General features: G+C 44.4%; 11 protein-coding genes. 4 read left to right on the top strand and 7 right to left on the bottom strand.

Going from position 1 to position 13,033, the window contains the following annotated elements; genetic code table 11:
* Positions 1 to 221: 221 nt before the first annotated feature.
* The 7 genes from KNO87_RS09435 to dnaA all read right to left on the bottom strand — a co-directional run bounded on the left by KNO87_RS09435 (position 222) and on the right by dnaA (position 10,017).
* Positions 222 to 1,211, bottom strand: coding sequence for an HD-GYP domain-containing protein (locus tag KNO87_RS09435; protein WP_214795767.1), 990 nt, complete (start codon positions 1,209 to 1,211; stop codon positions 222 to 224).
* Positions 1,212 to 1,268: 57 nt separating this feature from the next.
* Positions 1,269 to 3,839 (bottom strand): DNA gyrase subunit A, encoded by a 2,571-nt coding sequence (gene gyrA, locus KNO87_RS09440; protein WP_214795769.1) that lies wholly within the window; start codon positions 3,837 to 3,839, stop codon positions 1,269 to 1,271.
* A 22-nt stretch (positions 3,840 to 3,861) separates the two neighbouring features.
* Positions 3,862 to 5,790 carry a DNA topoisomerase (ATP-hydrolyzing) subunit B gene (gyrB, locus tag KNO87_RS09445; protein WP_214789921.1) on the bottom strand — a complete coding sequence of 643 codons (1,929 nt, stop codon included), beginning with the start codon at positions 5,788 to 5,790 and terminating at the stop codon, positions 3,862 to 3,864.
* Positions 5,791 to 5,839: 49 nt separating this feature from the next.
* Positions 5,840 to 6,958 (bottom strand): DNA replication/repair protein RecF, encoded by a 1,119-nt coding sequence (gene recF / locus KNO87_RS09450; protein ID WP_074034078.1) that lies wholly within the window; start codon positions 6,956 to 6,958, stop codon positions 5,840 to 5,842.
* A 1-nt stretch (position 6,959) separates the two neighbouring features.
* Entirely contained in the window at positions 6,960 to 7,175 is a 216-nt protein-coding gene (yaaA, locus tag KNO87_RS09455) for a S4 domain-containing protein YaaA (RefSeq protein ID WP_015880213.1), read from the bottom strand.
* A gap of 125 nt (positions 7,176 to 7,300) precedes the next feature.
* Complete coding sequence (gene dnaN, locus KNO87_RS09460; RefSeq protein WP_026824743.1) at positions 7,301 to 8,440, bottom strand: DNA polymerase III subunit beta; 1,140 nt, start codon at positions 8,438 to 8,440, stop codon at positions 7,301 to 7,303.
* A gap of 197 nt (positions 8,441 to 8,637) precedes the next feature.
* Positions 8,638 to 10,017, bottom strand: coding sequence for a chromosomal replication initiator protein DnaA (gene dnaA, locus KNO87_RS09465; protein ID WP_214789923.1), 1,380 nt, complete (start codon positions 10,015 to 10,017; stop codon positions 8,638 to 8,640).
* Between the two features lie 764 nt (positions 10,018 to 10,781).
* Between dnaA and rpmH the strand changes: the two genes are divergently transcribed.
* The 4 genes from rpmH to KNO87_RS09485 all read left to right on the top strand — a co-directional run bounded on the left by rpmH (position 10,782) and on the right by KNO87_RS09485 (position 13,028).
* Positions 10,782 to 10,916: a 50S ribosomal protein L34 gene (rpmH, locus tag KNO87_RS09470; protein WP_015880216.1), complete on the top strand. Its 135-nt coding sequence runs from the start codon at positions 10,782 to 10,784 to the stop codon at positions 10,914 to 10,916.
* A 154-nt stretch (positions 10,917 to 11,070) separates the two neighbouring features.
* Positions 11,071 to 11,415, top strand: a complete 345-nt coding sequence (gene rnpA, locus KNO87_RS09475; protein WP_214700767.1) for a ribonuclease P protein component — start codon at positions 11,071 to 11,073, stop codon at positions 11,413 to 11,415.
* A gap of 105 nt (positions 11,416 to 11,520) precedes the next feature.
* On the top strand, positions 11,521 to 12,381 hold the full coding sequence (gene yidC / locus KNO87_RS09480) for a membrane protein insertase YidC (RefSeq protein WP_214696490.1): 861 nt from the start codon (positions 11,521 to 11,523) through the stop codon (positions 12,379 to 12,381).
* 101 nt (positions 12,382 to 12,482) lie between these two features.
* Positions 12,483 to 13,028 carry an HdeD family acid-resistance protein gene (locus KNO87_RS09485; RefSeq protein ID WP_214795771.1) on the top strand — a complete coding sequence of 182 codons (546 nt, stop codon included), beginning with the start codon at positions 12,483 to 12,485 and terminating at the stop codon, positions 13,026 to 13,028.
* Positions 13,029 to 13,033 lie beyond the last annotated feature (5 nt).

Consider the following 13,033-nt stretch of genomic DNA (forward strand, 5'->3'; position numbering starts at 1 on the left):
GATATAGCTCTTAAATTGACGAAGCTTGCGCTTCATTCAAAAATTGTAAAACTTATTTTTGCCTCATCGTTCAGTTTTCAAAGTTCGTCTTCCGCTCTTAGCGACTCATTTATAATAGCACCTGACTTTATATCCGTCAACTATAAAAATAAAGTTTTTTAAAAAAGAATAAATAAAGACGATTCCTATTATTTTCGATGCAAGGAATCGCCAGTTATCTCTTATTGAAACGATATAATTTTTACTTCGGCCAACCGTGATAAATCATATTCTATCCTGTCTGTATCTTCTATAATGACAGGTCGCTCAATACGATTCGTGTAGGCGTGAATTTTCCCCCGCACTCCACTACTTAATAAAACGGGTCGACCGATTTCATAAAACCCGAGCAATGTAGCGAGAAGCGTCAAAGCTTCTTCATCATAGGCTTTGTTTTGCCACATATAGAAGTACGCCTCTTCTGGTGAAAGTGGTTTCCGAAACGTTCGGGGTGCCGTTAACTGACAAAAACGGTCCGCGACAATAAATAAAGGCGACGCGGGATTCAACTCACGCTCGGTTAGACGGTTTGGGAACCCAGACCCATCTAAACGTTCGTGATGCTCGGTGATCAATTGATAGACACGTCCCCGTAATGTTTGATTACTCGGAAGCATGGCAGCTGAGACGAGTGGATGTTGGTATAGTAGTTCGCGTTCCATTTTCGTGAAATAACGCATATGAGACCATTTTCTAATTTTAGCGTAACTCGCATCTGCAAAATAAGAAGCAATTCCATAATCAAATTGAAGTTGATGTTCATCGCCTCGGTACTTTGATAATGTGCGAGCAACGAGTGCTCGATAGATCGCATGGTAGATGACATGGTTTTTTCGCAATGGTTGATGCGTAAAAAAATGTACGACTGCCGAAAGCGGCAGTTCTTGACGAAATAGTTGATGAACGAACTCTAGACCTTCATATGGGTTCGGGGCGATTCGCTCTTCCCACTGATTATAATGTTTCTCATATTGAAGAACCTGTTCACAAAGACGCCTTTCCTCTATAGAAGTAAAGATTGTTTGTTCAACTGGTGCGACATCAATGGCTTCAATCTTTAAGAAACGGAGTAAACGCAAATGTTCATTTGTTAAATGAATTCCTGCCTCTAAGGAAGAAACGGGTGACAATAACGTCATGCCAACATGTACAGCGGATAAGTTCAAACGCACGCGAATCCCTCCTATATATGAAAAAGGTCGAACGGAAACACCGTTCGACCTTTCGTCTTACTCATTCACATCAGACGATTCGTCGGTTTCAGGTGCTTCATCCTCAAACCCATTCTCCAAATCGACTGCTGATTCCTCTTCTAACTCATCTTTTTTCAATTTTGCGATTGTCGCTAAACGATCGCCATCTTCAATGTTCATCACTTTCACACCACGTGTGCTACGGCCCATCTGAGAGATGGTTTGCGAATCGATACGAATGGCAACGCCATGTTCAGTCATCAACATGATGTCATCATCTTCATCAACGACACGCATTCCCACGACCGTTCCGCGATCTGTTTTAATTCCGATGATTCCGGAACCACCACGACCTTGTGTACGGAACTGCTCCATGGCTGTACGTTTTCCAAATCCTTTTTCCGTGATGATCAAGACGTCTTGCGTCGTACGAACGATTTCCATTGAGACGACCAAATCATCGTCTTTCTTCAAACGAATCGCGCGCACACCACGTGCCGTACGTCCCATCGATCGAACTTCTCCTTCGAGAGGGAAACGGATTGACATTCCTTGGCGTGTGACAATCAACATTTCATCATCGCTCTTCGCCAAGCGGACGGTAACGAGCTCATCTGTTTCATTCAAGCTGATGGCACGAAGACCATTTTTGTTGATTCGGGCGTATGCCGAGAGTGGCGAACGCTTAATCAAACCTTCTTTCGTAATGAAGACGAGAGACAATTGTTCGTCTGCCACTTCTTCTTCCGATTCGTTCTGCGCATCTTCTGCTACCGTTTGGTTTGCCAGGTAACTGTTGAAATCGACAGGAATCATCGTTTCGACTTTTTCACCTTTATCAATTTGAAGCAAGTTGATGATTGGCATTCCTTTTGCGGTACGACTCATCTCAGGAATTTCGTATCCTTTGAGGCGGAAGACACGTCCAAAGTTCGTAAAGAAGAGAATCGTGTCATGTGTTGACGCGGACAGCAAACGAAGTACGAAGTCTTCATCGTTCGTCCCCATCCCTTGTTTTCCACGTCCACCACGACGCTGTGCGCGATATGAATCGGATGGAATTGATTTAATGTATCCTTCACTCGTAAGCGTGATCATCATGTCGCGAACTGGGATCAAATCCTCATCCTCAAGTTCAATGATATCCGTACGAATCACGGTACGACGTGCATCACCATATCGCTCTTTGATTTCAAGCAACTCGTTACGAATGATATCAAGGAGTAATTCCTCATCACCAAGAATCGCACGGAGTTCCTCAATCAATGCTTTCACTTCGCGATATTCGCCTTCGATTTTTTCGCGTTCCAAACCAGTCAATCGTTGAAGACGCATATCTAAAATCGCTTGCGTTTGCTCAGTAGAAAGTCCGAAGCGGGCAATCAACTTCTCACGCGCCTCGTCACCAGTACGTGTACTACGGATGATAGCGATGACTTCATCCAAGTGATCAAGTGCAACACGAAGTCCTTCCAAAATGTGAGCACGTGCCTCTGCTTTATCCAAATCAAATTGTGTACGACGACGTACGACTTCTTTTTGGTGTTCGATATAATAGTAGATTGCTTGTTTAATGTTCAACGTTTTCGGACGACCGCCTACGAGTGCAAGCATGTTCACCCCAAATGTCGTCTGCATCGGTGTTTGCTTATACAAGTTGTTTAAAATCACACTCGCATTCGCATCTCGACGAACTTCGATAACGACACGCATTCCGTTACGATCGGATTCATCACGTAAGTCTGTGATTCCTTCGATTTTTTTATCACGTACCAAATCCGCAATTTTCTCAACGAGACGTGCCTTGTTGACTTGATATGGGATTTCATGAACGAGGATTCGTTCACGGCCGTTTTTCAACGTTTCGATTTCGGCTTTCGCACGCATCGTAATCGATCCACGTCCAGTCTCATACGCACGACGAATTCCACTACGTCCCAAAATCTCTCCCGCTGTCGGGAAGTCAGGACCTGGGATGTGCTGCATCAATTCGGCGATGGTGATGTCCGGGTTATGAGAAAGAGCCAACACTCCATCGATGACTTCATTCAAGTTATGTGGAGGCACGTTCGTTGCCATCCCGACTGCAATCCCGCTCGTCCCGTTGACAAGGAAGTTCGGGAAGCGAGCCGGAAGAACGACCGGCTCTTTTTCTTCACCATCGAAGTTCGGTTGGTAATCGATTGTGTTTTTGCCGATGTCTCGTACGAGTTCCATTGCAATTTTAGACATACGTGCCTCGGTATAACGCATCGCAGCGGCCGAGTCGCCATCGACTGAACCGAAGTTCCCGTGACCGTCGACTAATTCATAACGATAACTGAAGTCTTGAGCCATACGAACCATCGTTTCGTAAACGGCTGAGTCACCGTGTGGGTGATACTTACCGATAACGTCCCCGACGACACGCGCCGACTTCTTATGTGGCTTGTCCGCGCGAATCCCGAGCTCGTTCATCGCATACAAAATACGACGGTGAACCGGCTTCAAACCATCTCGCACGTCCGGAAGGGCACGTGATACGATGACGCTCATCGCATAGTCCATGAACGACGTTCGCATCTCTTGGCTAATATTTATATCCTTGATATTTTCTTGTTCTGCCATTCGTTATTGCCTACCCTTCTTATTAAATATCGAGGTTCTTCACGTAATGGGCGTGAGATTGAATAAAGTCACGGCGTGGTTCGACGTTGTCACCCATGAGCGTTTCAAAGATCTCATCTGCCTCAATCGCATCTTGAAGATCGACGCGAAGCATCGAACGCGTTTCTGGGTTCATTGTCGTATTCCATAACTGTTCAGGATCCATCTCTCCAAGACCCTTGTAACGTTGAACGCTATAACGTGCATTTTCAGGAAGTTGTGCAAGTGTCGCTTGCAACTCTCGCTCGTTTTGAACATAGATCGTTTCTTTACCGTGCTTCACACCATAGAGCGGTGGTTGAGCGATATAGACGTATCCACTTTCCACAAGTGGACGCATATAGCGATAGAAGAACGTCAACAACAGCGTACGAATGTGCGCTCCGTCGACATCGGCATCGGTCATGATGATCAGTTTATGGTAACGCGCTTTTGATAAATCGAACTCATCTGCAATCCCTGTTCCGAGAGCCGTGATGATCGTCCGAACTTCTTGGTTAGCCAAAATCTTATCAAGACGTGCTTTCTCGACGTTGATGATTTTTCCTCGAATCGGCAAGATTGCTTGGAAGTGACGATCACGACCAGATTTCGCCGAACCACCCGCTGAGTCACCCTCAACGATGTATAGTTCAGATTTCGAAGCGTCTTTCGACGAACAGTCAGCCAATTTCCCTGGTAATGAACTGACTTCGAGAATACCTTTACGACGTGTCATCTCACGTGCGCGTTTCGCAGCAAGGCGTGCGCGTGCTGCCATCAATCCTTTGTCGACGATAAGACGACCGACTGATGGGTTCTCGAGCAAGAATTGTTCGAACGTGTCACTGAATAACGTATCTGTCGCCGTACGAGCATCGGCATTTCCCAGTTTCGTCTTCGTCTGTCCTTCAAATTGAGGAGACGGGTGTTTGACGGAGACAATCGCCGTCAATCCTTCACGGACATCATCTCCTGAAAGACTGCCGTCGGCCTCTTTCATCAATCCGAACCGCTTCGCATAATCATTGATTGAACGTGTGAGCGCTGTTTTAAATCCAGTCTCGTGCGTTCCACCTTCATGTGTCGGGATGTTGTTCGTGAATGAGTAGATGTTGCTTGCGAAACCTTCGTTGTACTGAAGGGCAATCTCTACTTCAATCCCGTCTTTTGTACCATGTACATACACAGGCTCTTCATGAATCGATGCTTTTGAACGGTTCAAATGCTCTACGTAGGACTTGATTCCACCCTCGTAGTGATAATTGCGTTCAATCGTCTCATCGCTACGATCATCTTTTGCGACAATCCGTAGCCCTTTGTTTAAGAAGGCAAGCTCACGAAGACGTGTTGCCAACAAATCGAAGTCATACTCGAGCGTTTCTTGGAAGATATCGCCGTCCGGGAAGAAGCGGACAGTCGTTCCTGTCGTATCTGTCGTCCCGACGATTTCGAGTTCGCCTTGCGGAACGCCACGTTTGAACGATTGATAGTACACATTTCCGTCGCGACGAACGAACACTTCAAGTTTCGTCGATAGTGCGTTAACAACCGACGCCCCTACACCGTGTAGACCACCTGAAACTTTGTATCCACCGCCGCCGAATTTACCGCCAGCGTGCAATACCGTGAAAATAACTTCAACGGCAGGTCGACCTGTTTTCTTTTGGACGTCGACTGGAATCCCGCGTCCGTTATCTTCAACAACGATTGAGTTTCCTGGCTCGACCGTTACTGTGATCGTGTCACAATAACCAGCAAGCGCCTCATCAATCGAGTTATCGACAATCTCCCATACCAAATGGTGGAGACCACGAGAGCTTGTGGAACCGATATACATACCTGGACGTTTACGGACAGCCTCTAAGCCTTCAAGAACTTGAATCTGATCGGCGCCGTACGCTTGCAATTCTTTTTCGTTTTCATTACTCATCGGTTATTTTCACCTACTATACATGATTTGGTGTTCCTTCTTACCACGATTACACGGATTCTGTTTCGACTTCGCCTTGTTTCACGTGAAACACTTTGGCTTGTTGAATGGTTTCGTGTGCGATTCCATCAATATTTGTTGTCGTCAAAATCGTTTGTACTTTTCGTCCCATCGTATCGAGTAGATGGGTTTGGCGATGATCGTCAAGTTCAGATAACACATCGTCTAATAACAAAAGAGGATATTCGCCCACTTCTTCATGAATCAATTCAATTTCAGCTAGCTTCAATGACAAGGCAGCCGTTCGTTGCTGACCTTGTGAACCGAACGTTTGAACGTTTCGATCGTTTACGTACAATTCAAAATCGTCACGGTGCGGACCAAATAAGGTCACACCTCTTCGTCGTTCGTTCTCTCTTATTTTATCAAACTTTTGACGATACGTTTCAAACATCTGTTCTTTTGAGAAACGTTCTTTTTGGAACGTGTCAGAAACGTATTGAATCGTCAGTGTTTCTAACTCTCGTGTAATCCCTGAATGAATCGGATTGGCCCATTTTTCGAGTTGATCAATGAAATGATAGCGCCTCATCACAATTTTCACGGCGAGTTCAATCAATTGGTCCGTCAACACTTCAAGTAACGTCTCATCCCCACCCTTTGTGGATAACTGCTTTAATAAGGCGTTTCGTTGTTTTAACGTTTTCAAATATTGATTGAGCTCGTGTAAGTACACGGGACTGACCTGACCGATTTCCATATCTAAAAATCGCCGTCTCCCTTGTGGACTGCCTTTGACGATGGCTAAGTCTTCAGGGGCGAACAAGACGACGTTAAATGCGCCGACATAGTCACTGAGACGACGTTGTTCTAAATGATTGAGCTTTGCTTTTTTTCCTTTAGGAGAAAATGAGAGACTCTGCACCGATTCGCCGGTACGCTTATGAATCCGTCCTTCGATACTTGCGGCATCAGCTTCCCAACCGATCAATTCTCGGTCTTGTGTCGTCCGATGCGATTTTGCGAGCGCAAGTACGTAAATCGATTCGAGAAGATTCGTTTTTCCTTGGGCATTCTCACCAATTAGAACATTCGTCTGTTCTGAGAAATCTAGCTCGAGGGTTTCGTAGTTGCGATAATTTTGCAATCGGATCGACTTTAAATGCACGTCAGTTTCCCTCGATTTGATATTCACCGAAGCCTTCGACTTCGATCGTATCTCCATCTCTCAATTTACGGCCACGGCGTTGATCCTGTTCACCGTTCACTTTGATCATGACATCTTCTAAAAAGAACTTTGCTTGTCCCCCACTTGAGATGATATCTGCTAATTTTAAAAATTGTCCGAGTGTCACATACTCGGTTGTAATCGACACTTTTTCCATGTCGTCACTTCCTTTCTCACATGCTGATCTGAAAAAATCGCCATACATATTAGTTTATCGAAAATCGTCGAATAAGGCAAAAAAGGGATGACAAGGTCAGACACCTCATCATCCCTATCCGCTGCTTACGATGTGCGGACTGGCAAAATCAGTTGAAGAACGCTATCCTGTTCAACCGGTCGTAAAATGAACGGTCGCATCGAACCCGTGAATTGGATTTCGATTTCAGATGCATCGAGCGCACGAAGCGCATCCATTACAAATTTAGAATTGAAGGAGATTTTCAATTCTTCCCCTTCAAGCGATAAAATGCTGACACGCTCAGACACTTTACCGACTTCAGGTGAATGTGAAGATACTTCTACTGCTGTTGTATCTTCCGCCACAAATTTAATAACGTTGTTTCGATCGGCACGTGCCAAGAGTGACGCACGGTCGATGGCTTGCAAGAATTCTTTTGCATTCATGCGGACCGCTGTACGATATTCTTCCGGAATGAGACGTGACGTGTCTGGGTACGCACCATCTAACAAACGAGAGAAGAACGAGATATTTTTCATTCGGAACAAAATCTGCTGATCCGTCAGTACGATTTCAATCGGCAACTCTTCACGGTCGAGTAATTTAGCCAATTCGTTGAGTGAACGACCTGGGACGACGACGTTTTGGAACGTTAAGTCGTTATCTGTCTCAAAGCGGGCACGACGAAGTGCCAAGCGGTGGCTGTCTGTTGCCACACATGTGAGGAAGCCTTTCTCAGCAGAGAAGTTGACTCCCGTTAGAACAGGGCGCGTTTCTTGCGATGAAACAGCGAAACTTGTCTGACGGATGATCGTCTTCAAGAGATCAGCTGGTAGATAGAAACGACGGTCACTCGCAAGTTCTGGGAGACGAGGATATTCGTCCGGGTCGAGACCGTTTAAGTGGAATTCTGCTTGGCCAGACTCAATTCGTGTCATAAAATTCGGTGACACTTCGAGTGTAACTTCGTTCGTCGGCAACTTTTTCACGATTTCTCCTAAGAAGCGTGCGTTTAACACGACACTCCCAGCGCGTTGAATCTGAATGAGTTCGATTCCACCTTCTTCGATTGGGATCAAACGTTCAATCGAAATTTCGGTATCACTTCCTGTCAGTGTTAAACCATCTGCATGTGCTTCAAGTTTTAACCCTGTCAAAATTGGAATAGTCGTTCGTGAAGCCACAGCTTTTGATACGTCTTGTACGGCTTGCATGAATACATCTCGTTGAATCGTTAAATGCATGTGGATAATTCCTCCTAAGGTGAAATGAGTCATTTTACTAATGATAATAATAGTATTAATTAAGTCATAATAGTAATAAGGGCTGTGGATACTGGGGATAAGTCCCCTTAAGCATACGTACAAAGCCATTTAGCCTGTGAATAACTTGTGGATAACTAAGGTGGTTTATCCACAGGATATCCACAGAGAATCCGTTATTAGTTTGAAAGCGCCTTTTTCAACGTTTGAATCGTCTCTTGCATTTCCACATCATTTTTCAGAAGCGTACTAATTTTCTCATGCGCATGAATAACAGTCGTATGATCACGCCCTCCGAACTCTTCCCCAATTTTCGGCAATGAACTCTCTGTCATTTCTCGAGACAGGTACATTGCGATTTGACGTGGGAATGCTAACGTTTTTGTGCGTTTTTTCGAGTTCAATTCTTCTACTTGAATGTTGAAATGTTGACCGACAACTTCTTGAATGTCACGAATGACAATCTTCTTCGCTTCTTGGACTGGCATGATATTATGAAGCGCTTCTGCTGCTACGTCTGGGTCGATTGGTCGCCCAACTAGTTTTGCGTAAGCGACAACGCGTGTCAATGCCCCTTCTAGCTCACGGATGTTCGTGTCGATTTGATTTGCGATATAAAGCATGACCTCGTTTGAAATATCGAGACCTTCAGCAGTCGCCTTTTTACGGAGAATCGCAATCCGAGTTTCAAGGTCAGGTGGTGTGATGTCCGTAATGAGTCCCCACTCGAAACGTGAACGCAGACGATCTTCTAACGTCGGGATTTCTTTAGGTGGTCGATCACTTGAAATGACGATTTGTTTCTGATCATTGTGTAGCGCATTGAACGTGTGGAAAAACTCTTCCTGCGTTTGTTCTTTCCCGGCTAAGAACTGAATGTCATCAATGAGCAATACATCGATATTCCGATAGCGATTGCGGAATTCCCCAGTTTTGTTGTCTCGAATTGAGTTAATGAATTCATTCGTAAATTTTTCAGACGAGACATATGCAATGCGCGCTCCTGGTTTTTGAGCTTTTACATAATGACCGATTGCATGCATCAAATGCGTTTTGCCGAGTCCGACTCCCCCATAAATGAATAGTGGGTTATATGCACGTGCCGGCGCTTCAGCGACAGCTAGTGATGCGGCGTGGGCAAATCGGTTCCCCGATCCGATGACAAACGTCTCAAAGATGTATTTGTCATTCAGCTGTCCGAGATCCCCTTCCTCTTTTGAAGGTAATGGTAAGGGCTGTTCTCTTGTTTCCGTCACGGCAATGGATTCGTGTGACGATCCATCAGCTGGAGCATACTTGTGTGCTTGAGATTCTTCAATAAAATGAATTTCGAGCTTGTTGTTCGTAATTTCTTCGACCGTATCTTGTAAAAGTGACAAGTACTGTCGCTCTAACCATGTAACGATAAAACTGGCAGGTGCGGACACAACGAGTGTCGTTCCCATCAATGATATCCCTTCGGTTGATTTCAACCACATGTCAAAACTAGCTTTTGGAGTTCGTTCCTCTTCTTCAATTACAGATAAGACGTTTCTCCAAATCTCGCGAGCATTCTTCAATGAAAGACCTCCTTTACTCACATGTTTGGTAAAACTTATTCACACGATATACACATACACTATTTTATAGTAGAAACTAGGGTTATCCCCAGAGAACAAAAACTGTGGATAAAGTTATCCACATGGTGTTCATTATGGGGATAACACTTATCCACAGCATGTGTATATCTTGGAATCACGAATTGTTCATCCACAAGTTTGTGCACATTCAGTTTAGCAAAATAAAATAGACGTGGCAATGCTTTTTGGTATTTATCCACAGATAAAGAAAAGTATCCACACCCACTTATCCACACGCTGTGTGTTTTGTGGATAACCTGTGGATATGTTGTGGATAAAGACATTATGAGAGATAAGAGAGTGAAAAAGTTATGCACAAAAGAGGAGGAAGTGAAGGGAAGAAAAGTTTTTGTAAAAGAAGAAAATGAAAAAATGAAGAATTCGGATGTGAAAAAAGAAGAGTTATTCACATATAAATGTGGATAACTTCGTGAATATGTGGATAAAATGGCTCAACATCGCTATTTATAAAGACCGTTTAAGAAATACGTAAAGGTTTCGTATCAATCTGGATTCATATAAGCTGTTCTAGACAAAGTTGAACCATCCCGAATGATGCCTCTCGATCACGTAATCTATCTGATTCGAAAACCGTTCGAAAATACATTGACAATTGTTGATTCGATTTATATAATCTTAAAGACTGCCTTAAATGAAACTATAACTTGCTAATAGAGCGTTAATCTTGAGGAGGTGCTGTAACCATGAAACCAACTTTCAACCCTAACAACCGTAAGCGTAAGAAAGTCCACGGATTCCGTGCACGCATGGCGACTAAAAACGGTCGCAACATTCTTGCTGCTCGTCGTCGTAAAGGCCGTAAAGCCTTGACTGTATAATTTCGAATGAAGATTGCCCGGGGATCCTTTCCTCGGGCAATTTTTTAGTTTGTCACAGAAACGTAGCATTTCATGGATTCTCCCTCGTTCAAATGATGTGGATATGATATGATGTTAGTTGACGATTTTTGAAGCGAAGGATGGAGTGAGAATTTTGAAAAAAGAATACCGCCTGCAAAAGAATGAAGAGTTCCAAGCGGTGTTTCGCGAAGGACGCTCCGTGGCCAATCGTCAGTTTGTCGTCTACACGCTCAAAGCGGATCAAGCGCATTTCAGAGTGGGTCTTTCTGTCAGCAAAAAGCTTGGAAATGCTGTGGAACGAAACCGCATGAAACGATTGATGCGTGAGTCGCTTCGCTTGCTCGAACCGAACGTTGCGCCGAATGATTATGTCATCATCGCTCGGAAGCCTGCGACTGCACTGACGCAGTCGGAAGTGACCGAGAGTTTGAAACACGTATTCAAACGGTCAAAAGTTTGGCAAAAGCAAGGCCGGTGACCATGACAATCTGAATTTGTTCTCTCATATAATTAGAGTCTTATAAGATTGCCCGATCGACGTGTGCGTTAAAAAAGAATTGATAAAGAAAGCGTAGGAGGAACTATGAGCAAAAAGCTAAAATTAGGATTACTCGCTGCCATGACTGCGGTCATTATGCTGATGGCAGGCTGTGTGGATCCGTCTACCATCCAAGCCGAACCAATTACGGCTGACACAGAAGGTTTCTGGGCGAAGTACTTTGTATGGCCGCTCGCATGGCTTTTGAAGGAAGTTGCTTATTTAGTCGGTGGCCCTTGGCAATATGGGATTTCAATCATTATCGCAACGATTATCGTTCGTTTATTGATTCTCCCGCTCATGATCAAACAAACGAAGAGTATGGGTGCCATGCAAGTCTTGCAACCTGAAATGTTGAAGCTTCGTGAGAAGTACAGCTCAAAAGACCAAGAAACACAACGTAAACTCCAAGAAGAGATGATGAAACTTTATCAAGAATACCAAATCAACCCGCTCGCAGGGTGTTTGCCAATCTTGATTCAAATGCCGATTCTCTTCGCATTCTATGATGCGATTCGTCGTACACCTGAGATTTTCGAAGCGGACTTCTTATGGTTCGACCTTGGTGCTCCGGATCCGACGTTCATCTTGCCGATTTTAGCGGCAATCTTGACGTTCGTTCAACAGAAAATCTCAATGGCGGGTCAAGAACAAAACCCACAATTGAAGATGATGCTCTATATCTTCCCGGTCATGATCTTCATCATGTCGATCAACCTTCCAGCCGCCCTTTCATTGTACTGGGTAGTCGGTTATATCATCTCGATCATCGTCACGATGGCAATCATGCTCCCGATGCGTGAGAAGATGAAGGTAGCAGCAGAAGCAAAAATTGCCGCGAAAGAAGCAGAGCGTGCAGCACTTGCTGAAGAAGAGAAGAAAAACAAAAAGAAAAAACGTAAATAATCGTTAAGCTGGGTGTCATCTGACACTCAGCTTTTTTTGTAGGGTTGTAGTTTGATGAGACGGGAATAATGAAAGAAACGGGTAAACGGAGGTGTAGAAACATGGAGGCATTTATTCATCGTGTAGAACGTTCGACGTTATGGCAAGCAATCATTTACTTTGTGCTCGGTGTTCTTATTCTACTGTACCCTCGATTTTTCTTTGACGTCATGGTGTACGTGATTGCGGGATACTTGGCGATCATGGGCGTATGGATGATGTTTCAAGGGGTTCGTAGACGACAGGGTGGGTTACCACCGGCTTTCTTTATGGGTCTCATCTATTTGATTTTGGCAGCGGTCGTCTTTTTCTTCGCTGAGACGCTAGCTAGTCTTCTCCCGATTTTAATCGGAGCACTGTTCTTATTTGGAGGAATCATTCGCCTCATTCAGGCACTCGGTTACCGCCAATCGATGGCAGGACGATGGCTCTGGTTTTTAATTGGAAGTATATTATGGATTGGCGTCGGGATTCTTATGCTCACGAATCCGTTCAGTAGCCTACTTGTCTTATTCCAACTGTTCGGTGGAATCCTCATCGCCATTGCAATTCTAGAACTATTCCTCTACTTCACGATTCGTTCGACGAAACGACAAGCACGTTACTAAAAAAC

Source organism: Exiguobacterium sp. s34 (genome assembly GCF_018617435.1).
Lineage (GTDB): Bacteria > Bacillota > Bacilli > Exiguobacteriales > Exiguobacteriaceae > Exiguobacterium > Exiguobacterium aestuarii.

Bases quoted from the DNA above. Each gene is read 5' to 3' on its own strand.
- KNO87_RS09485 (WP_214795771.1), top strand. From the start codon at position 12,483: ATGGAGGCATTTATTCATCGTGTAGAACGTTCGACGTTATGGCAAGCA.
- gyrB (WP_214789921.1), bottom strand. From the start codon at position 5,790: ATGAGTAATGAAAACGAAAAAGAATTGCAAGCGTACGGCGCCGATCAG.
- gyrA (WP_214795769.1), bottom strand. From the start codon at position 3,839: ATGGCAGAACAAGAAAATATCAAGGATATAAATATTAGCCAAGAGATG.
- yaaA (WP_015880213.1), bottom strand. From the start codon at position 7,175: ATGGAAAAAGTGTCGATTACAACCGAGTATGTGACACTCGGACAATTT.
- yidC (WP_214696490.1), top strand. From the start codon at position 11,521: ATGAGCAAAAAGCTAAAATTAGGATTACTCGCTGCCATGACTGCGGTC.
- dnaN (WP_026824743.1), bottom strand. From the start codon at position 8,440: ATGCATTTAACGATTCAACGAGATGTATTCATGCAAGCCGTACAAGAC.
- rpmH (WP_015880216.1), top strand. From the start codon at position 10,782: ATGAAACCAACTTTCAACCCTAACAACCGTAAGCGTAAGAAAGTCCAC.